The following is a 24,442-nucleotide window of genomic DNA, read 5'->3' on the forward strand; positions in this document are numbered from 1 at the left end:
GACGTCAGCGAAATGTTTTGTCTCAACCGCAACTTTTCTGCGATTCGTACGAAAAATTGGTTTTTCTGGCTACAGTGAACTTATCACCGTCTTGAAATACACAACGCGCCAGGGAGCTTCCGTCGAAAGTGAACAATCTGATCAATTTGTGGTTGAACAAAGTGATTATCGGGAAGAGTATCTGAAGAATATCGCCGAAACGGTTCATGTGATCCGGCCGGAAGTTCTTCATCAATTAACAGCCAAATTAGCTCATGTCGAGACGTTATTTATTTTTGCGACAGGTACGAGCAAGAGCGCTGCGCAGTATATTGCCAATCTTTATCGACTTTCGGGATTTAACGTTAACTTTCCTGAGGATCGATTGTATCGGCGAGCTGCGATTAAGCATATTTCGGCCACAGATTTAGTCTTGGTCATCGATTACAGTGGGGAGCGCACGGAGTTTATCGAACTCATTTCAACATTGCTTGAGCAATCAGACCATCGTGCCTTAATCTTGTCGATTACGCGGGCCGATAATAATCCCGTTCAAAATCTTAGTGATGTTAATCTATATACGTTTGTTGACGAAGTGCAGACGACCCAAGGATTAGAGATCGGTTCCCGCGTCGCTGCGATTGTGATTATGGAATTGCTCTTATATCAGTGGTTAGAAGACCAGCAATAATTAGCGGCTAGGTAGCTTATTAAACAAATCAGCAAGTTGGGGACATGACTAATTGGTTGGACTATTACAATCAACGCAGAACCAAAATCAAATTAAAAGGTAGATCACCAGTTTAATACCGGCAATCTACCTCTTAATCAGTCGTTTAATTTAATTGCCCAACTTAATGGGTTCACTTCAAGAGGCTCCTTTTATTGCTAGTGCTCACTCTCAATTCGGCGTTATGTCTTACTCGCATTTATTGATTGGCTTTCTTTTGAAAGATTAATTCGCATTCCTATTTGCATGACGATAAAATACCAAGGCAATGCCGGCAAAGAAAATGGGTCCGATAATGGTCCAAAAAGCCGTGTAATAGTCATGAGTTAACATCGGTTGAATAATGGTGAAGACGATCCCTACCAAGACCGTGATCCAGGTAACCGTTGTCACAGTCCAAGTGACGCTTGGCTTTTTGTAAATAACAAACGGGCGCTGTAAATCTTGGCGACGCTTGAAGAATGGGAAAGCACCAACTAAAAATAGATAAGGGAAAGCCGACGAAATATTCTCCATATCAGTTAGCACAGTATAAAAGGATTGAGCGCTATTGCCGCCAAAGGCCACTGCCAGAATAACCACACAGACAATTAAGGCTTGCATCCACATTGCAAAGGCAGGCACTTGAAATCGATTAAGACGGGTAACCCGTTTGGGCCAGAATTTCTCAGGCGTGCCCATAATAAACGATTTTAAGGGCGAGTAGACCAACACGAAGAAGGCTCCGGTATCTGATAGGAATTCTTCAATGCCGATCAAACGACCGAACCAGTTGCCCAAGCTGGTCGCACCTGCGCTCGATAAATGCAGTGCATGCCCTAGGCTGGCCCCTAAATTATTCATCAAAACATAGAGCACGTTACCTAAGTCGGTGGACTTGTTGCCTAAAACACTGTGCCAGTTCGCACTAATGCCCCACATGAAAATCCCAACTGAATAGATAAATAACATTAGAAAAGTGGAAATTAACATTGCCTTGGGGAACGTTTTCTCAGGGTTTTTAACATTATCGATCACGCCGCCCATCGTTTCCATCCCGCCATAGGCAAAGATCGCGTAAACGACAAATGACATTAAGGCAATTGGTGAGGTGAATTGGGGGTTCGGCGAGTGAATTAAATTCATGCTGGTAATCGGTTGGGCCAGATGTCCACCATTAATCAATAATAGAAGCAAACTGGTTAGCATGAAGAAAGCCGTAATTAGTAACGAGATTGCACCACCAAAGGCTGCAAATTTGGCAATCTGATTGATGCCATGAGTGGAGAAAAAGGTGACGACGACCATCCACAAAACGGCCAATATCCCAATCGTTTCGGTGGAATTTAGTCCGAGGAGGTGCCATTGCTGGGTGGTGTCATGACCAGAGATTGCTGTCGCAAATGGGATCCAAATCTTTGATCCCTCAGAAACTAACCAGACGATCCACCCGGAAAGCCAGATAAAGGTGCCTGTAAAGGCAAGTCGTTCCCCAATTGACTCAGCCAGCCACGAATAAATGCCACCATGAGCGGCCTTAAAAGTCGCGCCATATTCAGCGAACATGAAGACACTAGGTAAGAAAAATAAAATGGCTGCTAGTATATACCACATGATGGCGGCATAACCCATCTGATCATAAGCAACCGTGGTATTCCCGATGCCGTAGATTGCGGTGAATACCATTAAGACTAAGCCAGTTAAATTGATATTTCGTTGTTCGAGAAACTCTTCCTCCAAGTTTCGTCAGCTCCAATTCTTTAAAATGACAGTATCTGTAAATTTATGCGTATTTGACTTAACCTAATAATCAGGTATTTAGTCAACCTTGTAATACTAGCACAATTGCGACACTTCGGAATTGAAAAATAACGTAATTTTTTTGGAGTTTTATTCATTGACGGAATAAGAGGTGTTCGTTTTTTATGATGATCTGCGTTAAGCGACAGGGCTGTTTTTTAAAAAGATTATTATGATAGTGGCGTGACAAGTTATTTTTGAAATGTTTTAAGAGAATCTTTAATTATTAATAACCGTGTTTTGGGGGCTCAAAGTTCGTTTATTGAGGCCGGTTAGCTTGCAGAAACTTCATATTTTCGGGATTTGCTTTAAATTATCTCTACAAATAACACTTGCAGGCTAACCAATGAGATTAGACGATAAAATACGAACATTAAACAAATTATAGCCTACTAAAGTTCATTCAATCATTTATACTAAACGAGTGACAAACATACCTGAGAGGAGCGCCACCAATGACTTTATGGATGAACTCAATGCTGCACGGGAAGACTTTTAATTTGAGGACCGATCAATTTGCCCAAGAACTTTTGGCCCAACATCGTGTTTTTACCGGATATAAGCTTGATTTGGCGACCACGATTGTGTTGCAACCGATTGAATTGAACGCGCAGCGGTACACATTAGTAATTGATTGGCGTAAAGGCGCATTTTTAACCCAGACCAGTGCGGTGAGTTTAATGAAGCAGGCAACTGAAGAACATCCCACGATGATGACCCTGTACATGCGTTTGGCACATTTATATGCGGGTAATCAAGCTTATCTACCATTTGTCCATGGACATTTTGGTTTAGTGCCACTTGGTGGTCCAAGCGATTGGCGGACTGGATGGGTGAGCTTCTATAATCTGGTCGCGCTGGAGGATCAAGGTGTGGCGGTCACCATGGAATTTGACAACAGCTTGAAGCTGTTGCTGCCAACGACCTTTTACTTTATGCGCAGTCGGTTAACGGATGCTATGCAGATTGTCCAAATTCAAAAAGATTACATCAGCGCAATGATGGGAGATTCTGGTTTTGAAGTAGCTCGACCGCGGTTGGCGAATTCGTTGACTAGTGTGCTTAACTTTCATCCAGCGTTGGTGGTCACTGATCCCAAAGACTTTCATGATATGGCGATTGAAACGTTAATGGTGGCTGCCATTGAAGATTATATGTTAATGGGATATGCGGATGCCTTGCAGCTGACACAAACGGAATTGACCGCAGAAATTAAAACATTTATTCATGGGCACGGTCGGCGAATTATGCCCAAGACGCGCCACTTTATGGCTCACGGTCAAGCGCCAACCGAGCCGCCGTCGGTCGAAAAGATTGAACCTCTGCTTTGGAAAAATGTGCCAGGGTTTAAGGAAGACGCGCAAACCTATGACGTTCAAAAGCAGGGGCACTGGTTAGCAACTGATGAACAACGGACGCTTGTTGAATCGGCGATAACCACGTATCCTAAAGATAACGAATTTACGGGTGGTGAGCGCAACGAATTTAACGATACAACTTCAATTCAATGAACATGGCCAGCGGTTTCGGGTATTAACAGATACCGGCACAAGTCTAGGCCAAAGTCGAAATCACTTTTGGTCTAGTCTGTGGAACGGTTTCTTTGGATGGCTGGTGACAATGCCGACCCATGATGAGCTCACGATTGATGGTCAAACATTATTGATTGAATCAAAACGGCGGTTCATGGGCGCCCGTTATCGTTTATCGATCAATCAGCAACCGGTCGCGGCGGTCGTAACGCGGACGATCAGCTATCGAAGCACTGACCAAATTAATGTGCGCCACGAGAATTTGCAGTTAACTACCGGGTTAGGGCGGGCTCAATATGTACTACACAATGGCGCCAAGACTGTGCTGATAATACGACAGCAAGCGGATAATGCGGATCATTACACGCTTGAAATTGGTGACGGCTTTGGGTTATTGACCGGCATCGGCGTTGCCATCGGCATTTTGGCTGGGCATGGGAAATGACGGTCTTGATGAAATTGTCTAAACTCGAAATATTTCTCCATAATTTAAGATGTTATTTTAAAATTGCCTTTTTACTTGGATAAAACTTTGGTTCTTGGCATGTGAGGAGAAAAAAGAATGGACAAGAAAACTATTATTGAACAGCTAAAGTTAACGCCACATCCTGAGGGTGGCTGGTTTAAAGAAGTGGATCACAGTTCAATTAAGCAACTGGACGAGGTTTCCCAAGCAGAACGCTATCAATACACTAGTATTTACTTTTTGTTGGATCATCGTTCGGCGTCACATTTTCATCAACTTAAGCATGATGAATTATGGTTCTTTCACGATGGAGCGGCAGTGACGGTTCACTGTTTAATGCCAGATCATTCCTATCAAAGAATCGTGTTAGGACCTGATTTAAATGCCGGACAAGTTCTACAAGCTACGGTTCGTGCTGGCATCATTTTTGGTTCAGAGGTGTCAGATCACTCAGAATTTGGTTTGGTTAGCTGTGTAGTTGCGCCAGGATTTGATTATCAGGATTTTAAACTCTTCACAAAAGCTGAACTGAATGGTGTTTATCCCAAAGTGACTTCTGTGATCGATCGGTTGGCCTATACAACACTTCCGGATTGACCGATAATCAAGGCAAAACGTCGTATCCTCAACCAAGTTGATGAGGATACGACGTCTTTGTATATATCATGTTATTATAAAAAACAGCGAATTGATGCTGGTTTACATTTTATACGAGTATCAATGATTAACTCGCCGAAGGCCAAAATAATATAAGGCTAGGGTGCCCTAAAGGATTCCTTGCAATTGTAGCGACGTTCGTCAAGTTTTAATGATGCGTAATGCTTGATTATTGAGCGGTGTAGCCGCCATCAACAACAAATTCAGAGCCGGTGGCGAATTTAGATTCGTCAGAGGCAAGGTAGACACAAATATTTGCGATATCATCTGGTTCACCAATGTGGCCAACTGGTGTTAACTTAGTTTGTGCTTCTTCCATTCCAGGTTGCGCTTCGACCAATGGTGTTTTGATGTAACCAGGGTGCACGGTGTTGACACGCACGCCATAACCTTGTTTAGCTGCATAGAGGGCTGCCGATTTACTGAACAAACGGACACCACCCTTGGAGGCATTATAAGCGGCTAAGAGTGGATCGCCGATAAACCCTTCGATGGAAGACATATTGATGATTGATCCACCGTGGTCTTTCATGGCGATCATCGCGTATTTGGTTCCGTAGAACACGCCATCTAAGTTAATACCGAGCAGTTGATGCCATTCTTCACTGGTTGTGTGTTCAACGTCTTTAGCAATCGCAATCCCCGCGTTGTTAACGATGACGTCCAGTTTGCCGTATTTAGCAACGGTGTCATCGATAACTTGTTTAAAACGGTCTTCATCAGAAGCATCTTGTTGCATATACGTCGCGTTGTCCCCGCCAGCTAATTGCGCGATGGCCTGTTCACCATCGTTTTCGTTACGTGAAGTGATGACAACCTTGGCACCTTCGTGAAGAAAAGCGGCTGCAGTGGCTAAACCGATTCCCTTAGTTCCACCCGTGATAATTGCGACTTTATCTGTTAAACGTCCTGCCATAATGATAGCCTCCTTGAGTTTTTCTTCATGAACCTCTTTTATTCTCGCACAGTTGTCGCGTAAAGTGAATAGGTGCACAAGTGGGCGCCGAAATTCGTTGCCAGGCTACGCAGTCGGACAAGCGGACCAGGGTTAATCTTTTTGTGAGAAAACGTTAAATAGGCCTTGCTTACTTTTTGTAAGTTGTATATAGTAGTACCAGAGCTTTTGCTCAACTACTTAATTGAAATCACTTGGAGGCATTTGAGATGAAGGAAGATTTACTCAACTTAATGAAGCAACGTCGGACAATTTACACACTAGGAAAGGACGTCAACTTTTCCGAAGCTGAATTGAATCAGTTAATCACTGACGTTGTTAAAGAAGCGCCTTCAGCGTTTAACAGTCAAACAACTCGAGTGGTCTTTACTTACGGTCAGGCTCACGAAAAAGTGTGGGACATGACGCTGGCTGAATTAAAGAAGGTGACACCAGCGGAAGCATTTGGTAACACTGAAGCTAAAGTAAACGGTGCATTTAAGGCTGGGTTTGGTACGATGTTGTGGTACACGGACATGGACAAGGTTAAGGAATTAGAAGAAGGCTTCCCATTGTATGCCGAGAACTTCTATGACTGGTCCGAACAACACATCGGTAATGCTCAATTTGCTGTCTGGACAGCGCTGGCAGAAAATGGTTTGGGCGCATCACTACAGCATTACAACCCGCTCATCGATGAGGCAGTGAAAGCCGAATTCGATATTCCAGATAGCTGGCGGTTACGTGGCGAAATGCCATTTGGTTCTGTTGAATCAATCCCTGATGACAAGGATTACATTGATGACGGCATCCGTTTTAAGAGTTTTAACTAATTGATTGAAATGCCACCTCAATTCGGGGTGGCTTTTTTCGGTCTAAAAATAATTATAGTGGCACTGAAGATATGTATTAGTGATTTGAGACGCTGGTGCCGTTCACGGGTACAACTAAGGAAATTAGTGGGGTTAGTGGTAATTTAGGGTAACTGTCGGGATTGATCATGGCAAATCATTGAATTATAGCAGAGACTATTTTTGAATTAGTGAGTGGTCTGCCACGGAAATGATTAACTAGCTTTATTAAAGGGGTATATGGTTCGCTTTGAAACCGCATTAAATAAGCATAACCCATCTATGATTGATGAATGGGTTATGCTTATCTTGATTAAGAGCTAGTCCATTTGTGAAATTGGTATAGTTAATTGCTATGGTTTGTAAAATGTTTTACGAACTACTAGATCGGCTCGTGACACGGAAACTATTAAAGTTGTCTACAATTTAAAAATAAAAAAACGACTTTTTTTATGATTTGGTATATTCACAACATGAAAAAATGGTTATAATAAAGCCATTAAAAGAATTATGATTAAAGAATGCAGGACTGGAAAGTGGAAGGACACCATGGCAAAAATTTTATTTGTTGGCGCCGCACAATCATTAACCGCGACTGTCATTGAAGCCTTTGCAGATGCACATCCGTCAGCTGATATCCGGCTGACTACTGATCGACCGCATGCTCTAAAGCCAGGTTTTACAGATCGTTTTGAAGTGTTGGTGGGTGAACCCGACGATCCATTTTTCATGGTTGAAGCGACTGCCGGGGTTTCACACGTCTATTTCGGTGCTGATGTGATTCGTAGTAACTGGGTGAAGGCTTTTGTTTGGGCTGTCAGTCATTATAATCGCAACATCGAACAAGTCGTGCTGTCGACAGCTAATCTGAATGCATTAGATCGCCGGCTGTGCAATTTGCCAGTCGACTACTTTGAATTATTGGAACCATTGCGGCGGCAACATTTAGCCTTTCAGTTCGTCCGTGAAATTGGCTTTAACACGAAGACCGATCTGCTTGCAGAAATTATTGATAGTCAATCGCAAATTTTGCGTGTTGGTTTACAGGCAAACACGTGGCCACAATTGATGGATCGACTATTGACGAGTCGAACATCTGCCTGGTCAGGGCAAATCGCCAATTAGCTGGTTTTTATATTGAAGAAATAGAAAACGGTCACCCAGATGGGTGGCCGCTATTTTTTACTTCAATTTAAATTATTCGCCAATTCGGGCAAACTGCAGGCTGAGCAGCGTCGTAGCTAATGAGCGTTCAAAGCGAGAATTCTCTGACTGAACGCGAGCGGGAACAATCACGGTACGATCTTCCTTAACGACGGGCTTACTCTTAAACAGTTGCCGAAGTTTGGCAGTAATCAGGTTGCGATGAGCTTCAGTTTCCATAAGACGGGACCTCCATTAAAAATTGACTCCTAATAAATAACATTCTTTATTAGGCGGGTCAAGCGCTGAACACCATTAAAGTCAAAAAAGGTCAAAGTCTTTAAAAAGGGTGGTCAACAGCGGTGATTGACTGAGTTTATTGTGCACAATTTTAGTTGATTTGTCGAATTTTTTGTCCCGCATTTGTTGACATGGGCAAGGTTCCGAAGATGTGGGCGGAGTCAGTCGTTGTTGACCTCCTAACCAACCAGTTATCAATAGAGTTATGACGACGAGCAGTTGGCGTAGTCGTTTTTGCATAAAAGCCACCTTTCTATTTGATCATCAAATTAATCATCAAAAACTGTCACATTAGTTAAATCGATTGTTGGTAATTTTGGCTAGGCAGAGACATCAGGTTTGTGTAGCTCGACAAACAACTCAAAGCGAAGCAAGCTGGGTGATGTTGAGCACTAGCGGAGGCTGGCTAGTTGGCGTTTTCTGCCAATTAGACGGCCTTGGCTAGGCACAGACATCAGGTTTGTGTAGCTCGACAAAAACAGGCCCGACCGATGGCAAATTGGTCGGGCCTGTTCACGGGGTGAATTGGTTAGCGTTTACGTTAGTGACTAGTTAGTTGCAGCGATTGGTGCTGGTTCGGCGTCAAAAATTGGCGTATTGGTTGTCTCCACATAGTGGGCCGAAAGTGCTTTGGTATATTGTTGAATTCCATTTTTATCGGTGATCAGTTGTGCGTCAATCATGTCTTGCATGGCTGCACGAACGACCTCTTGGCTCAAATTTTGATTAACATTGCGGATCGTTAAATGCACGCTTTTACCGGCGGCAGTGGTGAATTTTAAACTAAGATTTTTCATCTAGTTTGCGCTCCTTTTTATGAGAATGAGAGGGGTTAGTGGCTATTCAGTGATAGCTTCTTTCTTGATCAGTGTGGTGTCACCTAATGCGTCGGTAGTCAAACTAGCAATTGCTTGCCCAAATTTCATTAGCTGTTCAGTCGTTGCATTTTCCACCACGTTTGGATACGTTCGTTTAACAGGAAGCAAATGACCGTCACCAATGAATTCGAATTGAACGGAACTAGTAAGCCATTTATCTGACATAAAATGAGTCTCCTTTGAACTTTTTTAGTTTTGTAAGGGTGGCCACGCTTACAGTAATAGTAACGAAATGGAAAGCTAGATTGTAAAGCTAATTTTTAGTGAAATTGCCGGCAAAAAATAATTAGAGCGAAATCAGCTGGCGCAGACAACAAACTTGTGTAACTAGACAAAAATACTGCCCCTTCAAATCGCAAATAGGGCAGTACTTAATGATTTTATGATTAGGCTTGTGTGGATGCTTTTTTCGTGGTCTGACGAGGGCGAGATGGATTTTTAGCAGCCGCTTTGCCATTGGTACTAGTCATGATTAATTCGGGTAGAATCAATGGATGACGCTCGGTTTTCTCATAGAGGAAACTCTGCAAATCGTCAATGATCGCAGTCCGAATCGAGGCCTCCGTGGCATTGCCATCCTTCATTGCGCGACGAATAGTTCTGAACACGCGGCGCCGGCCTTCATTAATCATGTCGCCGGATTCTCTCATGTAGACGAAACCGCGACTAAGCAGGTCTGGACCAGCTTGAATCTCTTTATTTTTTAAATCGATCGTGGCAACGACCACCACGAGACCTTCTTCAGATAACATCTGCCGATCGTGTAAGACGACGTTGCCGATATCCCCAACACCATTGCCATCAACGTAGACATCACCAGCATTGAAGTGACCGGCAATTCGAGCGGAATCAGCCGTTAGGGCCAACACATCACCGTTTTCCATGATAAATGAGTGATCAGCTGGCACATCACAAAGTTCAGCCAATTGTGTATGGATTTTCTGCATTCGATATTCACCATGAATTGGCATGAAATACTTGGGTTTAATTAATCGCAGCATCAATTCTTGATCGACTTGACCACCATGTCCAGAAGTATGGATGTTGTTAACAGCACCGTGAATGACCTCTGCGCCAGCCTCTTCCAATTCATTAATGACGCGGTTCACACTCGTTGTATTCCCGGGAATCGGGTTACTGGAGAAGATAACCGTGTCATTAGGTTGGATCGAAATTTGCCGATGAGTTCCGTTAGCAATCCGAGACAGGGCGGCCATCGGTTCGCCTTGGGATCCGGTACATAGAATCAAAGTTTCACCGGCTGGCAAATTTCGGAGTTCCGAGGCATCAACCAACACGTCATCGGGAATATTCAAATAGCCCAGTTCGCGACCATTGACAATGGCAGCTTCCATTGAACGACCGAACACAGCAATTTTTCGATGATGCTGGATCGCTGCTTCGGCGGCTTGTTCAATCCGGGAAATGTTTGAAGCAAACGTTGCAAAGATGATTCGCCCATCGATTTTATCAAATAATTTATGAATTGACTGGCTCACCCAGCGTTCAGACTTCGTGAATTCAGGACGTTCAGCGTTGGTTGAATCAGATAACAGGGCAAGCACGCCTTCTTCGCCGAGTTTTGCCATTCGCTGTAGATTAGGTGAGGGCGTGTTAATCGGGGTGAGATCGAACTTGAAGTCACCAGTTTGTACAATGGTTCCTGAAGGCGTCTTAACCGCGACCCCCAGCGTATCTGGAATACTATGAGTGGTTCGGAAGAACGACACACTCGTTTTGCGGAATTTCAGAACGGTGTCTTCGTTAATCTCGTGCAATTCAGTCGTCTGTAAGAGACCATGTTCTTCTAATTTGTTCTTGATTAAGGCCATCGGCAAAGGTCCGGCATAAATTGGCACATGGATCTGTTGCAATAAGAAAGGAATCCCACCAATGTGGTCTTCGTGACCATGTGTAATGACGAGCGCCTTAATTTTATTTTCATTTTGTTTCAAGTATGAATAATCCGGAATAACGTAATCAATTCCCAGCAATTCGTCTTCGGGGAACTTAATGCCAGCATCAATTACAATAATTTCGTCTTGAAACTGAACGCCATACGTATTTTTACCAATTTCACCCAAACCACCGATGGCGTAAACGGCAGTTTCATTGTTTTTTAAATTGAGTTTCGCCATGGACTAGAACTCCGTGAGCTTGTAGTTGGCGCCTTGCTGTTCATAGTCTAAGGCGTTGCCTTCAAGCGCTTCGATGGCTTCCACGTTGTAGTCGGTGTGGGTCTCCACAGTGCTCATTGCAGCAGCTTCATTTTCAGCATCCAAATATAATGAGTGGGTGTCCTCACGTTTAGGGTTCCGAATTTTAGAATCTTGGTAATAAACTTTAAAAATCATTGTTAAATCTCCTCTATAAAATAAATAGTTATTTTTGGTGCATCAAGAACCTGACCAGCAAACGTGACTTACTGGCCCGATATTGATATAAGGTTTTTCTCCCGAACATGGTTGTGAAATCACAACATTTGCGTTCTATATTAACATAGCTAGTAACCGATGTACACTAACCGGACCGGTGCTAACAACGGAATGACCAGCGTTTGTGATAGAATAACAGTAAGAAAGTGGGTGGCAATTTTGACATTATTGGTGACGATAATTATTGGCTTAGTCTTAGCGTATCTGGTCTATCACTATATTCATCGATTGATTATTCGTCGGGCGACGGCGATTGTCAGAAATGACGCTCAGCAGGTGACTGATCAAGCGATGAAAAATGTGTTGAAGCAGCTCGTTGCCGAACACAAGTTGGCTAGCGACCAGCAGACATTTATAAAGTCTGAAACCGTTGCCGACGTCTGGGGACGTGGCGTGATGGCCTTTGAATATGAACTGCCAGTCAGTGAGTTGACTGCAACACAATTACCTAATCTGCGCCGGCCGGTCAATAACGCGCTTGGAGAATATGCCCTAGCAAACCACATCAAACGAATCAAAACAGATCAACCGACGTTTGTGGTCACTGATTTATGGTTGTTTGAACAGCGATTGCATATTGATATTGCCTATTTAGTTAATGAAGCGACGATCGAATATGTTCAGGACCTCCGTAAACTCAATGCCTCTCAAGCGGAATCACTACAGAACACAAATCGAGCAGAATAACATAAGAAAGTTCTTGTTATCTTGGTGCGATGAGCAAAAAATTGCCATTCCTAAACTGAATGAAAACACAGTAAAAGTTGGCGTGTCCGATCTGACTTGAATGACAAACAGAAGCAAATAGGACTGAAAAAATGGCACTGTCTGTTAGCAAAATTGGTGAATTGGCTAAATTCCAAATGTGTCGTGATGCAAAATTGATTAATTTGACGTAAAAGTCGCTTGGCAAACAATTTTTGTCTGCCAAGCGACTTTTTTATATAGTAGGTAAAGTTATTTTTCCCATCGCTCGATGATCGCCGTTGTTTCATCAAAGCTCACCTGGTTAACTAGCCAATCAGTAATGTGCCATCTTCAGCAGCGAATGGTTCAGCCTGATTGATGTGATCATAAAATAATACACCGTGAAGATGATCAATTTCGTGCTGGCACACAATGGCCGGGTAATCTTTTAAACGGATTTTGTGTTCGTTACCATCGAGGTCCTGGTAACGCAATGTAATACGGTCAGCATGGGGAACATAGCCAGGATGTTCATCGTCAACAGATAAACAGCCTTCACCTTCAGTCAATGCCGCTTGTTGAACGGATTGGCTGACGATTACCGGGTTAATGATGACTTCTTTAAATACTGGATTATCGCGAGCAGCTTTGGCAGCCTCAGCAATTGAAGCTTGGTCATCAGGATCTTCGGGCTCGACTGCAGATGGAACTAAGACGGCCGCCATTTGCAGGGACACATCAACTTGGGGAGCGGCCAGACCAACTCCTGCACGTAGCTGATATTTTTCAGCCTGCTCTGGGTCTTGACTTACTTCTAAGTAGGTCATCATGTCAGCAGCTAACTGACGATTTTCATCACTAAGCGGGAAGGTCACCTTTTCCGCGTATTTCCGTAAGGTCGGATTGCCATCTCGAATAATATCTTCCATTAAAATCACGCGCAAGTGCCTCCTAATTGTAATTCGGTCAAAAAATCTTTGGTGTCATAAACGGTTAAAGTTGGATGTTTATTGTTGATCGCCAAAGTAGTCCAAATGGGTTGGACTGACCGTGAACTTGTTTCACTCATTGAATTTAGTTTACCATACGCCACCAGGTCAGCCAAGGGTAGCCTTAGCGGCGGTTGGGGTTTGCCGCTTTTTAGTCTCCGGGGAATACGTCAGTTCTCGCCGTCGAATGAACGAGTTTTAGACAGCTAATTTAGTGAATGTTTAAACAATAAGTCGAAATCGCGATGATTGTCACGCTGTTTTCAGCAGCCATGCGTGGCAGCTTGTGAAGATTGAAAGTTTGATGAAAATAGCGATTTTAAGTAAATGGATCAATAGAGGAACTCAGAAATGGTCGGTTGCTGGGGACTTGCTATACAGTTGTTGATGATACTGTTCAAAAACTTCACAAGTTTTTGAAGACAAGATAAAAGCCTTGTGACCTATTTAACAATTTTGAAAACCCTTGCATTGCGATTCTGTAACGCGTTACAATAAGTCGTGAAAGATGAAAGCGCATACATTTGTTGGCTGGATTTATTAGACAGTGAACGAGTGTCAGCTGTCATCAAGAAATAGAAAGGAATGTGTGCATTATGGCAAACAACGATTCATCTAAGCCAATTGTAGACTTCGCTGCGATCAAGAATAACTTAGGCAGTGACTACAAACCGGTGCAAGTTTTAGACGGTTCTGCCAAAGTTGTAAATCAAGAGGTCTTCGACAGTTTTAGCGACGACCAATTGGTTGATTTTATGAAGAAGATGGTTTGGGAACGTGCATTGCACGAACAAACGATGAACTTCTCTCGTCAAGGACGGTTAGGCTTCTATGCGCCAACTGCTGGTGAAGAAGCCAGTGAAATGGGGAGTGTCTCCGCCTTTGAACCACAAGATTTTCTATTCCCAGCTTACCGGGATTTACCACAGTTAATTCAACATGGTGGTTCGGTTGAAAAAGGATATCTCTGGTCACGCGGCCACGTCTTAGGCAACATTTATGATGAAAAGTATCGTGCATGGATGCCACAAATCATTATTGGAGCCCAATATGTTGAAGCTGCCGGTGCTGCTTTAGGAATTAAGAAGAACGGTGAAAAGAACGTTGCGTTCGTTTATACCGGTGATGGTGGGACTTCGCAAGGGGACACTTACGAAGGCTTGAACTTTGCTGGCGCTTTCCAAGCGCCATTGGTTGCCTTTGTTCAAAATAACGGCTTCGCCATTTCCGTTCCACGGGCTAAGCAGACCGCTGCCAAGACCTTGGCTCAAAAAGCGGTTGCTGCTGGAATTCCATCTGTTCAAGTTGACGGGATGGATATTCTCGCTGTTTACGCAGTTTCAAAAGCTGCTCGTGACTTCGCCGCTGCTGGTAATGGGCCAGTCTTAATTGAAACATTGACTTACCGTTATGGCGCTCACAGTTCCGCGGGTGACGATCCATCACGTTACCGGACTAAAGAAGAAGAGAAGCCATGGCATGACATTGACCCATTAATTCGTTTACGAAAAGTCTTGGCTGATAAAGGTCTATGGTCTGACCAGCAAGAAAGTGACTACACGGATCAATGCAAAGCCGATTTCAAAGCAGCCTTGAAAGCTGCTGACGGTGAACCAAAACAAACTAACGTTGAATTATTAAAGAACACGTTCGAAGTGCCAACTCCGAACATTGCGGCACAAATTGCCGAATTTGAAGCAAAGGAGTCGAAGTAATCATGGCTACGAAAACTTATATTCAAGCGATTACTGACGGACTTGATCAGGTCTTAAGTGACGATGACAAGACGTTAATCTTCGGTGAAGATGTCGGTAAAAACGGTGGTGTTTTCCGTACCACTCAAGGGTTACAAGACAAATATGGTGAAGACCGGGTCTTTGACACGCCATTAGCTGAATCAGGTATTTTAGGTTTGGCAATGGGACTGGCAGCCACTGGCTGGCGGCCATTACCAGAAATCCAATTTATGGGTTTCACTTTTGAAGCAGTCGACTCCATCGCCGGACAAATGGCACGGACCCGGTTCCGTTTTGGTAACACAAAGAACATGCCAATCACCATTAGGACGCCATTTGGTGGTGGGACCCACACGGCTGAAATGCATGCCGACAACTTGGAAAACTTCTTCACTGGCGTACCAGGGTTGCGGGTGGTTACACCTTCTAACCCATATGACGCTAAAGGACTTGTGATTTCAGCTGTGGAGAACAACGACCCTGTTTTATTCATGGAAAACCTGAAGTTGTACCGTTCCATGAAAGCCGATGTTCCAGACGATAAGTACACCGTTCCGTTGGACACGGCTAAAGTCGTCCGTGAAGGGACGGATATCACCGTTGTTGCTTACAGTGCTGAAGTTAATGAAGCGCTTAAAGTAGCTGACAAGTTGGCTGATGAAAATATTTCTGTTGAAGTGATCGACTTGGTTTCCTTGTCACCAATTGACACCGCTACCATCTTCAAGTCAATCGATAAAACACACCATGTTGTCGTTGTTCAAGAAGCACAACGCATGGCTGGGGTTGGTGCCACAGTTGTTTCCGATATCGCTGAAGACGACATTCTTTCATTGGATGCACCAATTGGCCGCGTAGCAGCGCCAGACAGTGTTTACCCATTTGCCTTAGCCGAAGACGACTGGATTCCTGATGCCGCCGAAATTGAGGCGAAGGTTCGCGAAATTTTGACTTACTAAACGCGCGGCTACGCTAATTAGCCAACGATTGTCCGGAATGCTCCGGAAATTCGATGAAAGGAAGATACTCCATGTCCTACAAATTCAAAATGCCAGAACTTGGTGAAGGAATGGCAGAAGGCGAAATTGCTGCTTGGGATGTCAAAGAAGGCGACAAGATTGCCGAAGATGACACCTTAGTTGAAATTCAAAACGACAAATCTGTCTCTGAATTACCATCACCAGTATCTGGGACCGTTAAAAAGATTTTTATGCAAGCAGGTGAAACGGCCAAAATCGGTGATACGTTAGTTGAAATCGATGATGGTTCGGCCGACACCGGTGATGATGAGGCTGCTGCGCCAGCTGCAGAAGCAACACCAGCACCAGCTGCTCCTGAAGCTGCACCGGCACCAGCCGCTGCGGCAGCACCAGCGGCTACCGCTAGTGCTAACCCTGTATTAAGTGACCCTAATAAACTTGTCCTTGCAATGCCATCTGTTCGTCAATACGCGCGTGATAACGGTGTTGATATTACGGTTGTGGCACCTTCAGGCAAGCACGGTCAAGTGACGAAAGCAGACGTTGACGCTGCTAAGAATGGTGCTGCACCTGCTGCAGCTGCAGCACCGGCCGCTCCAGCTGCACCAGTGGCTGATACCGCTGCTGCACCAATCAAGCCATACGTGTCCGCGACGCCTGAGTTAGAAACGCGTGAACCAATGTCTATGACGCGTAAGGCAATTGCCAAAGCAATGGTTACTTCTAAGCACACTGCACCACACGTTACCTCATTTGACGATGTTGACGTGACTGCGTTGATGGCTAACCGTAAGAAGTACAAGGCTGCTGCCGCCGACCGTGATATTCACTTAACTTTCTTGCCATACATTGCTAAGGCTTTGGTTGCAGTCTTAAAAGACTTCCCAACGCTGAATGCGTCAATTGATGACAGTACGCAAGAAATTGTCTACAAGCACTATTACAATATCGGAATTGCGACCGATACTGACCATGGTTTGTACGTACCAAACGTTAAGAACGCTGACGCTAAGGGTATGTTTGCCATTGCCAAGGAAATTACTGAGAATACGCAAAAGGCGCAAGACAACAAGCTGTCTGCCGCTGAGATGAGTGGTGGTTCTATCACAATCAGTAATGTTGGTTCAATTGGTGGTGGCTGGTTTACACCAGTCATTAACTACCCAGAAGTTGCTATCTTGGGTGTTGGTAAAATCGCAAAAGAACCAATTGTCAACGAAGATGGTGAAATCGTCGTTGGTAACATGTTGAAGCTGTCCTTGAGTTACGACCACCGTTTGATCGATGGTGCAACTGCACAACGGGCTTTGAACGAATTGAAGGCCTTGTTGCACGACCCAGACATGCTTTTGATGGAGGGATGATTGAATAATGGCTGATGTTGAACAAAAGGAAACAGTAATCATTGGTGCGGGCCCTGGTGGGTACGTTGCCGCAATTCGGGCCGCTGAACTAGGTCAACAAGTCACGGTCATTGAACAGTCTGAAACCCTTGGTGGGGTATGTTTAAACGTTGGCTGTGTGCCATCAAAAGCCTTGATTCAAGCCGGTCACCGTTTGCAAGAAGCAAAAGATGCTTCAACTTACGGGATTACGACGGCTGACGCCAAGATTGACTTCAGTAAGACGCAAACTTGGAAGCAAACCAAGGTGGTCGACCGGATGACTAGTGGTGTTGCCATGCTCCTGAAGAAGCACAAGGTTGAAGTTATTCGCGGTGAAGCAACGATGGACTCTGACACACAATTGCGGGTCATTGCACCGGGTCCAAAGCAATTCATGAGCCGTGATACTGGTCGGACAATTGCTTTTAAAGACCTTATCATTGCCTCTGGTTCGCGACCAGTAGAAATTCCTAACTTTAAATTCGAAGGCCGGGTTGTTGACTCGACTGGTGGTTTGAACTTACCAGAAATTCCTAAAGAACTAGTCGTTATCGGTGGTGGTTACGTGGGCACTGAATTGGCCGGTGCTTATGCCAATTTGGGTGCGCATGTGACTATCTTAGAAGGAACACCATCCATCTTGCCTAACTTCGAAAAAGACATGGTTTCGCTTGTGTTGAAGAACTTGAAAGCCCACAAGGTTGATGTTGTCACCAATGCGATGGCGAAGAAGTCCGAACAAGACGACACTTCAGTGACCGTTACCTATGAAGTTGATGGCAAACCACAAACATTGAAGGCTGACTACTGCATGGTAACCGTTGGCCGGAAGCCAAACACAGACAATTTGGGACTAGAGTTTACTGACATTAAGTTAGATAAACGTGGTTTCATTGACGTCGATGACCAAGGTCGGACAGCATCACCACATATCTATGCAGTTGGTGATATTGTCAACAATGGTCCAGCATTGGCTCATAAAGCATTCTTTAATGGTAAAGTTGCTGCTGGCGCGATTGCTGGTCATCACACGGCTAACGACTATGTCAGTGTTCCTGCCGTATGTTTTGCTGATCCAGAGTTAGCTACGGTTGGTTACACGCAAGCAGAAGCCAAAGAAGCTGGCTTGGAAGTATCAACTGCGAAGTTCCCATTTGCAGGTAACGCCCGCGCTGTTTCGATGGACGAAGCAGATGGTTTTGTTCGCTTAGTAACGACTAAAGACGACAACACAATTGTCGGCGCACAAGTCGTTGGCCCAGATGCGAGTGACTTAATTGCTGAACTTAGTTTGGCGGTTAACTCGCACATGAACGCTGAGGATGTTGCCTTGACGATTCACCCACATCCAACGTTGAGTGAACCAATTCAAGAAGCGGCAGACATTGCGATCGGTTTCCCAACCCATATCTAGCATTAGATGTATATGTTTGCAAAAGAGTGACTGGCATTCTGTCAGCGCTCTTTTTTCTTGCACTTCATTTCAGCTTCGGTACAATTAACCATAAATAGAAACTAATAAAACAAGACGGATTGATCATATATCAGCTAATGTAACCTTTTCTTAACGGCGGTATTGTCAACCATGAGGGGATTCGGTTTAGAAAAAGGGAGGCTTTGAATGAAACCAAGTGTGGTTTTATATGGAACAGGGCAGTTCAATCAGACATTTTTAACGAGTGTGTTAACGCTGGATTTGCCAATGGTAGTCAGTGTCTTGACCTCAGCCCAAGAGCCTGAACAAGTCTATGAAGATGTCCAAACAGCTGCTAGCGGTTGTGCGAACGCGCAAGTACATCTTGGTGTCGTGACGGATTTCGTGACTGCTGACGCCTTGATTATCGGAGATTTGGTCGACTTACCTCGCTCAGCGAGTGTCGAAGAGCGCTTAACGGCAACATTGCCACGATTGCGAGAACTCATCCAAGCGGCCATGGCAGAGGGCTTTAAGGGGAAGATCATTGTTGCTAGTCCTGATGATGGTGTGCTGACTTACTTTGCCCAAAAGTTCTCTGGCGTGGGGATCAATCAATGTTTGGGAGTGGGCACCTTAGCGCATGGTCGCGTGTTGACCAACACGTTAGCGCAAACGTTCAACGTCCCAACGGATAGCATCCATGCCTATGTTGTGGGCGTGGGTCAGGAGCATGTGGTGGCTTGGAGTCGCTCGACGATTGGACCAGTACCAGTTCTTTCGTTGATGGCTAATGATGAAATAGAATTCGATGCAACCCAACTAGGCGAGATTGAGCAGCGCCTGAATCAAGCGATCATTTCAGCTAATGATGGCTTGCGGGCCCAAGCGGTGATCCGAATCTTGAAAGCGTTATTCTTTGAACAATCGTTGCTGGGGTCGGTGACCAATCTACTGACGAACAGCGCTGATCGGATTGTCCCATTGAGCACTCCGATTCGGCTGACCGCGATGGGAGCATCTAAAATTGTGGATGTTTCTTATACTGAAATTGAGCAGCGCCAATTGGATGAAATCACCGCGATGATTTTGGCGCAGATCACGACCATCGAAAATGGGGATTTTGAACCGGAAACGGATGATAATGATGAACATTGAGTTACCTTTAGATGACACCTGGACCAGTCAAGAAATTATTGATGTGACGACATTTTATAATTTAATCTTAACGGCAAATGAGCAAGGTGTTGATCGACAACAGCTATTGGATGCCTACCAAGTCTTTCAAAAAATTGTCCCGACAAAAGGACAACAGAAACAATTGGATCGGCAGCTTCAACGTCAGACGGGGATCAGTTTGTATCGGACGATGTCGGCGGCCATGATGAGTCAGCGAAAACGTTTCAAGTTTTCTGACTAAACGAAGGAATTATAAGGAAGGATCAAAATGGATCAGTCAACATTTCAACAGTGGGATGCCCAAGTCACCCAATGGATTGACGAAGCTCGGGAAAATATTTTGGTTCACTTCAATGAACCGTTATCGATAGAAGAAAAGTCGGGACGCCGAGATCTCGTGACCCAGGTTGACAAGGAAAATGAACAACGCTTGGTCGCTCATATTCGTCAAGCCGACCCCAAAGCTCAGATTCTTGGGGAAGAAGGCCTTGGCGATCAGGTTACCAAAACTAATGGGCGGTTATGGATCTTGGACCCGCTGGATGGCACCATGAATTTCATTAAGCAGCGCGACGATTTTGCCATTATGATGTCATTATACATTGATGGTGTTGGCCAGGCGGCCTGGTTATATGACGTCATGGGTGACCGCCTTTTCCATGGGGCGAAAGGGATCGGCGTTTGGTTGAATGATCAATTGATGACGCCACCGGAAAATTTACCACTCAGTGAGGGGCTAGCCAGTCTATCTGGGCCACTTGTTCGCCATGACGTAGATCACATGCAAGCCATTGGGGCGGCCAGTTTAGGTATGCGTATTATTGGTAGTGCGGGGATTGCCTTTACTAAAGTGCTGCGTGGACAGCAGGTGTGTTACATTTCTTATCTACGACCATGGGATTTCGCAACTGGGAAAATCTTGGCTGAAGAGTTGGGACTAGTCGTGACGACAGTTGACGGTCAAACGCCGTCTGTGCTATCATATGGCGTTGTAATAGTAGCTACGAAGCAAGCGCAACGGGATATTGTTGCCATGCAGGCATAAGTGTCGGACTGTGACATGAATGGTCACAGTTTTTTTACGCCTAATAATGCCGCCAAAGTTACCACATGAATGTTGATTTTGAAACGAAGGGAAGTTACACTTTGAAAACTAGAGATGATATCCGTAATATCGCCATCATTGCCCACGTTGACCATGGTAAGACGACGTTGGTTAATGAAATGCTAAAGCAATCTGACACGCTTGATGGTCACACTGAAATTGCTGATCGGGCGATGGATACAAATGCAATTGAACAGGAACGTGGGATTACGATCCTATCGAAGAACACTGCTGTTAAATATGGCGACAAGCAGATTAATATTTTGGATACCCCTGGACACGCGGACTTCGGTGGTGAAGTCGAACGGGTTATGAAAATGGTTGACGGGGTTTTGTTGGTCGTTGACGCCTATGAAGGGACGATGCCACAAACTCGTTTTGTGCTTAAAAAGGCCTTAGAACAGCATTTGACGCCAATCGTAGTCATTAATAAAGTTGACCGTGAAGGGGCTCGCCCTGAAGAGGTTGTTGATGAAGTGCTAGATCTGTTCATTGAATTAGGAGCGGATGAAGACCAACTTGAATTCCCAGTTGTTTACGCTTCAGCTATGAATGGAACTTCATCTTATGATTCTGATCTAAGCACTCAGGACCACACCATGAAGCCAATCTTTGATACCATTTTAAAGACGATTCCAGCTCCAATTGATAATGAAGATGAACCATTACAATTCCAAGTGGCTTTGCTTGATTACAATGACTTCGTGGGTCGGATTGGGATCGGTAGGATTTTCCGTGGTAAGATCAAAGTCGGTGATAGCGTTACAGTTATGAAGCTGGATGGTACGACACAAAATTTCCGGGTAACCAAGCTATACGGTTTCTTAGGCTTGCAACGAGTCGAAGTCAACGAAGCTAAGGCCGGTGACCTGATCGCTGTCTCTGGGATGGAAGAAATCAATGTTGGTGAAACCGTAACGCCGCAAGATCATCAAGAAGCACTGCCTGTTTTACGGATTGATGAACCAACTTTGCAGATGTTATTCCGGACTAACGACTCACCGTTAGCTGGTCAAGAGGGTAAATTTGTGACCACGCGTCAATTAGAGACGCGTTTGAAGCAAGAATTGCATACCGATGTGTCTTTGCGAGTTGAAGACACTGACGAACCAGATGCATGGATGGTTTCTGGTCGTGGTGAACTCCACTTGTCTATTTTGATTGAAACATTACGGCGTGAAGGTTACGAATTACAGGCTTCCCGTCCAGAAGTTATCTATCGCGAAATCGATGGGACAATGGAAGAACCATTTGAAGCCGTTCAAATCGACACACCAGAAGAATATGCCGGTTCGATCATTGACACCTTGTCACAACGTAAGGGTGAAATGAAGAACATGGAAAATACCGGTAACGGGCAAACCCGGTTGGAATTCTTGGCTCCATCTCGTGGGTTAATCGGTTACTCCACGGAATTCTTATCCATGACGCGTGGCTACGGAATTATGAACCATACGTTTGAGAAGTACATGCCAGTCATTAAGAACTGGAACCCGGGTCGTCGTAATGGGACTTTAGTCTCAATTAACCAGGGTAAGGCAACGACGTATGCGATGATGGGTGTTGAGGATCGGGGACAATTGTTCATTGATCCGGGTACAACTGTCTATGAAGGCATGATTGTCGGTCAAAATAGTCGTGAAAACGACATTTCAGTCAATGTTACGAAGGGGAAGAACATGACTAACGTGCGTTCTTCTAACAAGGACATGACTGCGACGATTAAGACACCAACGCATCTGACACTTGAAGAATCTTTGGAATTCTTAAACGAAGATGAATATTGTGAGATCACACCTGAGCACGTGCGTTTGCGTAAACAGATTTTGGAAACCAACGCGCGTGAAAAAGCGGCAAAACGTCGTAAGGCAGCTGCTCGCGACTAATTTGTTTCATTAAATTTTTCACAAAAACAACCCCACTTTTTGACGAATTACAGTCGTCAAAGTGGGGTTGTTTTGTCACTCAACACATTGTTTGACCAGAGACAAGTTGTGGTTACTAATGATAAGTTAAGCGTAAAAAATCGTGAGCATGGAAGCGAAACCAAGGAACGAGTTAACGTTATGCTATAATGTGGAAAGAATTTTTTGTGAGGGACTGGCACGTGAAAAAGTTAAAGCTCGTTGATTATTATATCTTGATTCCTTATCTGATCCTCAGTCTTTTTGGCATCGTTATGGTCTACTCTTCTAGTGCCAATGTGGCCTTAAGTACCGGAACAACCGCGGGTGCTTATTTAATTAAACAAACGGTTTATGTCATTGTTGGCTTAGTGCTAGCATTCGGTTTCTATTATCTAAAATTATCGGTGCTCCGCTCTGGTCGCGTTGTAGAATATATGACCTTTGGCATTTTTTTCCTCGTGGTCGCTGTTTTAATTGTTGGTTCACGAGTAAATGGGGCCAAGGGCTGGATTAACTTGGGACCGGTCAATATTCAACCGGAAGAGTTTTTGAAATTGTTTATTGTGTTATTCTTGGCCCATTACATGGATTCACATCAGCGAGCGTTAGCCGAACGGTTTTGGACGACAATGTGGCAACCGCTGTTAATGTTATCGGTCTTGATGTTGTTTATTTTCATTCAACCAGATACTGGTGGTTTTGTAATTGATGGATTTATCGTTTTGATCATGATTCTAGCAAGTGGTAATCGTCGCGGTTTACCAATGACGATTGTGGGGGGCTTATTCTTATTATATGTCGGTATGTTAGTTGCTTTATCACATATCGATGTCACCCATTCGTTCTTAGCTCGCTCGTACCAGCTACAACGATTCGTGGCCTTTGTTGATCCATTTGGGACAGTGAAGACCGTGGGACGGCAATTGGTTAACTCTTATTACGCGATTAGCAACGGCGGCTTATTCGGTGTCGGGCTGGGCAACAGCATTCAAAAAATGGGCTACTTACCTGAACCAAACACGGATTTCATTCTGGCGGTTACCAGTGAAGAATTAGGTGTTGTGACGGTCCTTGCTATCCTGTTTCTCCTAGGAATGCTCGCCTTTCGAGCGGTCCGATTGGGTAATCGGGCCACAACTATGTATGAAAGCTTAGTCTGTTATGGGATCGCGGCCTTATTAACCGTCCAGTCACTTTTTAATGTGGGTGGCGTTGTTGGCGCATTGCCCATTACTGGAGTGACCTTACCATTCGTTAGCTACGGTGGCTCATCGATGTTAGTCTTGGCCAGCTGTATGGGTATTTTAATGAATATTTCAGCACGGGCAAAGCGTGAGCGACAAGCCGCGCTAACCGTTAAATCAACCACTAATTAA

General features: G+C 44.5%; 24 protein-coding genes. 16 read left to right on the forward strand and 8 right to left on the reverse strand.

Annotated elements, in window-relative coordinates; genetic code table 11:
• Positions 1-91: 91 nt before the first annotated feature.
• Positions 92-670: a MurR/RpiR family transcriptional regulator gene (locus AC27FN_RS00660; RefSeq protein WP_487166107.1), complete on the forward strand. Its 579-nt coding sequence runs from the start codon at positions 92-94 to the stop codon at positions 668-670.
• 264 nt (positions 671-934) lie between these two features.
• On the opposite strand, the gene yjeM is transcribed toward AC27FN_RS00660, so the two are convergent.
• A complete protein-coding gene (gene yjeM / locus AC27FN_RS00665) occupies positions 935-2,428 on the reverse strand; it encodes a glutamate/gamma-aminobutyrate family transporter YjeM (protein WP_487166108.1) in 1,494 nt (497 codons plus the stop codon).
• Between the two features lie 515 nt (positions 2,429-2,943).
• On the opposite strand from yjeM, the gene AC27FN_RS00670 reads away from it, so the two are divergent.
• The 3 genes from AC27FN_RS00670 (at position 2,944) to AC27FN_RS00680 (ending at position 5,083) form a co-directional block, all read left to right on the forward strand.
• Positions 2,944-3,999 carry a hypothetical protein gene (locus AC27FN_RS00670; protein ID WP_487166109.1) on the forward strand — a complete coding sequence of 352 codons (1,056 nt, stop codon included), beginning with the start codon at positions 2,944-2,946 and terminating at the stop codon, positions 3,997-3,999.
• Positions 3,959-4,465 carry a hypothetical protein gene (locus AC27FN_RS00675; protein ID WP_487166110.1) on the forward strand — a complete coding sequence of 169 codons (507 nt, stop codon included), beginning with the start codon at positions 3,959-3,961 and terminating at the stop codon, positions 4,463-4,465. Before AC27FN_RS00670 ends, AC27FN_RS00675 begins: the two co-directional genes overlap by 41 nt.
• A 117-nt stretch (positions 4,466-4,582) precedes the next feature.
• A complete protein-coding gene (locus AC27FN_RS00680) occupies positions 4,583-5,083 on the forward strand; it encodes a cupin domain-containing protein (RefSeq protein ID WP_487166111.1) in 501 nt (166 codons plus the stop codon).
• Positions 5,084-5,312: 229 nt separating this feature from the next.
• On the opposite strand, the gene AC27FN_RS00685 is transcribed toward AC27FN_RS00680, so the two are convergent.
• Positions 5,313-6,059, reverse strand: a complete 747-nt coding sequence (locus tag AC27FN_RS00685; protein ID WP_487166112.1) for an NADP-dependent (R)-specific alcohol dehydrogenase — start codon at positions 6,057-6,059, stop codon at positions 5,313-5,315.
• 248 nt (positions 6,060-6,307) lie between these two features.
• Between AC27FN_RS00685 and AC27FN_RS00690 the strand changes: the two genes are divergently transcribed.
• Together AC27FN_RS00690 and AC27FN_RS00695 are read left to right on the forward strand one after the other, a co-directional pair.
• Positions 6,308-6,910 (forward strand): nitroreductase family protein, encoded by a 603-nt coding sequence (locus AC27FN_RS00690; RefSeq protein WP_487166113.1) that lies wholly within the window; start codon positions 6,308-6,310, stop codon positions 6,908-6,910.
• Between the two features lie 567 nt (positions 6,911-7,477).
• On the forward strand, positions 7,478-8,053 hold the full coding sequence (locus AC27FN_RS00695; RefSeq protein WP_487166114.1) for a hypothetical protein: 576 nt from the start codon (positions 7,478-7,480) through the stop codon (positions 8,051-8,053).
• Positions 8,054-8,125: 72 nt separating this feature from the next.
• Here the strand turns inward: AC27FN_RS00695 and AC27FN_RS00700 are convergent, their stop codons facing one another.
• The 5 genes from AC27FN_RS00700 to AC27FN_RS00720 all read right to left on the reverse strand — a co-directional run bounded on the left by AC27FN_RS00700 (position 8,126) and on the right by AC27FN_RS00720 (position 11,603).
• Positions 8,126-8,311, reverse strand: a complete 186-nt coding sequence (locus tag AC27FN_RS00700; RefSeq protein WP_407882458.1) for a hypothetical protein — start codon at positions 8,309-8,311, stop codon at positions 8,126-8,128.
• 608 nt (positions 8,312-8,919) lie between these two features.
• Positions 8,920-9,168, reverse strand: a complete 249-nt coding sequence (locus AC27FN_RS00705) for a DUF2922 domain-containing protein (protein WP_487166115.1) — start codon at positions 9,166-9,168, stop codon at positions 8,920-8,922.
• 42 nt (positions 9,169-9,210) lie between these two features.
• Positions 9,211-9,414 carry a DUF1659 domain-containing protein gene (locus AC27FN_RS00710; RefSeq protein WP_487166116.1) on the reverse strand — a complete coding sequence of 68 codons (204 nt, stop codon included), beginning with the start codon at positions 9,412-9,414 and terminating at the stop codon, positions 9,211-9,213.
• Between the two features lie 221 nt (positions 9,415-9,635).
• Positions 9,636-11,387: a ribonuclease J1 gene (gene rnjA, locus AC27FN_RS00715; RefSeq protein WP_487166117.1), complete on the reverse strand. Its 1,752-nt coding sequence runs from the start codon at positions 11,385-11,387 to the stop codon at positions 9,636-9,638.
• A 3-nt stretch (positions 11,388-11,390) separates the two neighbouring features.
• Entirely contained in the window at positions 11,391-11,603 is a 213-nt protein-coding gene (locus AC27FN_RS00720) for a DNA-directed RNA polymerase subunit epsilon (protein WP_487166118.1), read from the reverse strand.
• 231 nt (positions 11,604-11,834) lie between these two features.
• Between AC27FN_RS00720 and AC27FN_RS00725 the strand changes: the two genes are divergently transcribed.
• Entirely contained in the window at positions 11,835-12,371 is a 537-nt protein-coding gene (locus AC27FN_RS00725) for a hypothetical protein (RefSeq protein ID WP_487166119.1), read from the forward strand.
• A 326-nt stretch (positions 12,372-12,697) separates the two neighbouring features.
• Here the strand turns inward: AC27FN_RS00725 and AC27FN_RS00730 are convergent, their stop codons facing one another.
• Positions 12,698-13,309 carry a peptide deformylase gene (locus AC27FN_RS00730; protein ID WP_487166120.1) on the reverse strand — a complete coding sequence of 204 codons (612 nt, stop codon included), beginning with the start codon at positions 13,307-13,309 and terminating at the stop codon, positions 12,698-12,700.
• 647 nt (positions 13,310-13,956) lie between these two features.
• Between AC27FN_RS00730 and pdhA the strand changes: the two genes are divergently transcribed.
• From pdhA to AC27FN_RS00775, 9 genes are all read left to right on the forward strand, one after another.
• Entirely contained in the window at positions 13,957-15,075 is a 1,119-nt protein-coding gene (gene pdhA, locus AC27FN_RS00735; protein WP_487166121.1) for a pyruvate dehydrogenase (acetyl-transferring) E1 component subunit alpha, read from the forward strand.
• Positions 15,076-15,077: 2 nt separating this feature from the next.
• On the forward strand, positions 15,078-16,055 hold the full coding sequence (locus AC27FN_RS00740) for an alpha-ketoacid dehydrogenase subunit beta (protein WP_487166122.1): 978 nt from the start codon (positions 15,078-15,080) through the stop codon (positions 16,053-16,055).
• A gap of 71 nt (positions 16,056-16,126) precedes the next feature.
• The gene (locus tag AC27FN_RS00745) at positions 16,127-17,440 is read left to right on the forward strand and encodes a dihydrolipoamide acetyltransferase family protein (protein ID WP_487166123.1); all 1,314 of its coding nucleotides are present in this window, start codon (positions 16,127-16,129) and stop codon (positions 17,438-17,440) included.
• Positions 17,441-17,447: 7 nt separating this feature from the next.
• Positions 17,448-18,875, forward strand: a complete 1,428-nt coding sequence (gene lpdA / locus AC27FN_RS00750) for a dihydrolipoyl dehydrogenase (RefSeq protein WP_487166124.1) — start codon at positions 17,448-17,450, stop codon at positions 18,873-18,875.
• A gap of 207 nt (positions 18,876-19,082) precedes the next feature.
• Positions 19,083-20,033: a Rossmann-fold NAD(P)-binding domain-containing protein gene (locus AC27FN_RS00755; RefSeq protein ID WP_487166125.1), complete on the forward strand. Its 951-nt coding sequence runs from the start codon at positions 19,083-19,085 to the stop codon at positions 20,031-20,033.
• Positions 20,020-20,295: a UPF0223 family protein gene (locus AC27FN_RS00760; protein ID WP_487166126.1), complete on the forward strand. Its 276-nt coding sequence runs from the start codon at positions 20,020-20,022 to the stop codon at positions 20,293-20,295. The genes AC27FN_RS00755 and AC27FN_RS00760 overlap by 14 nt, the downstream gene beginning before the upstream one ends.
• Positions 20,296-20,322: 27 nt before the next feature.
• The gene (locus AC27FN_RS00765) at positions 20,323-21,099 is read left to right on the forward strand and encodes an inositol monophosphatase family protein (protein ID WP_487166127.1); all 777 of its coding nucleotides are present in this window, start codon (positions 20,323-20,325) and stop codon (positions 21,097-21,099) included.
• A gap of 101 nt (positions 21,100-21,200) precedes the next feature.
• Positions 21,201-23,045 carry a translational GTPase TypA gene (gene typA, locus AC27FN_RS00770; RefSeq protein WP_487166128.1) on the forward strand — a complete coding sequence of 615 codons (1,845 nt, stop codon included), beginning with the start codon at positions 21,201-21,203 and terminating at the stop codon, positions 23,043-23,045.
• Positions 23,046-23,266: 221 nt separating this feature from the next.
• Complete coding sequence (locus tag AC27FN_RS00775; protein ID WP_487166129.1) at positions 23,267-24,442, forward strand: FtsW/RodA/SpoVE family cell cycle protein; 1,176 nt, start codon at positions 23,267-23,269, stop codon at positions 24,440-24,442.

It is taken from the genome of Furfurilactobacillus sp. W61-4, from assembly GCF_057545565.1.

Coding starts and splice junctions, on each gene's coding strand:
- AC27FN_RS00670 (WP_487166109.1), top strand. CDS start 2,944: ATGACTTTATGGATGAACTCAATGCTGCACGGGAAGACTTTTAATTTG.
- AC27FN_RS00680 (WP_487166111.1), top strand. CDS start 4,583: ATGGACAAGAAAACTATTATTGAACAGCTAAAGTTAACGCCACATCCT.
- AC27FN_RS00685 (WP_487166112.1), bottom strand. CDS start 6,059: ATGGCAGGACGTTTAACAGATAAAGTCGCAATTATCACGGGTGGAACT.
- AC27FN_RS00690 (WP_487166113.1), top strand. CDS start 6,308: ATGAAGGAAGATTTACTCAACTTAATGAAGCAACGTCGGACAATTTAC.
- AC27FN_RS00695 (WP_487166114.1), top strand. CDS start 7,478: ATGGCAAAAATTTTATTTGTTGGCGCCGCACAATCATTAACCGCGACT.
- AC27FN_RS00700 (WP_407882458.1), bottom strand. CDS start 8,311: ATGGAAACTGAAGCTCATCGCAACCTGATTACTGCCAAACTTCGGCAA.
- AC27FN_RS00705 (WP_487166115.1), bottom strand. CDS start 9,168: ATGAAAAATCTTAGTTTAAAATTCACCACTGCCGCCGGTAAAAGCGTG.
- AC27FN_RS00710 (WP_487166116.1), bottom strand. CDS start 9,414: ATGTCAGATAAATGGCTTACTAGTTCCGTTCAATTCGAATTCATTGGT.
- rnjA (WP_487166117.1), bottom strand. CDS start 11,387: ATGGCGAAACTCAATTTAAAAAACAATGAAACTGCCGTTTACGCCATC.
- AC27FN_RS00720 (WP_487166118.1), bottom strand. CDS start 11,603: ATGATTTTTAAAGTTTATTACCAAGATTCTAAAATTCGGAACCCTAAA.
- pdhA (WP_487166121.1), top strand. CDS start 13,957: ATGGCAAACAACGATTCATCTAAGCCAATTGTAGACTTCGCTGCGATC.
- AC27FN_RS00740 (WP_487166122.1), top strand. CDS start 15,078: ATGGCTACGAAAACTTATATTCAAGCGATTACTGACGGACTTGATCAG.
- AC27FN_RS00745 (WP_487166123.1), top strand. CDS start 16,127: ATGTCCTACAAATTCAAAATGCCAGAACTTGGTGAAGGAATGGCAGAA.
- lpdA (WP_487166124.1), top strand. CDS start 17,448: ATGGCTGATGTTGAACAAAAGGAAACAGTAATCATTGGTGCGGGCCCT.
- AC27FN_RS00755 (WP_487166125.1), top strand. CDS start 19,083: ATGAAACCAAGTGTGGTTTTATATGGAACAGGGCAGTTCAATCAGACA.
- AC27FN_RS00760 (WP_487166126.1), top strand. CDS start 20,020: ATGATGAACATTGAGTTACCTTTAGATGACACCTGGACCAGTCAAGAA.
- AC27FN_RS00765 (WP_487166127.1), top strand. CDS start 20,323: ATGGATCAGTCAACATTTCAACAGTGGGATGCCCAAGTCACCCAATGG.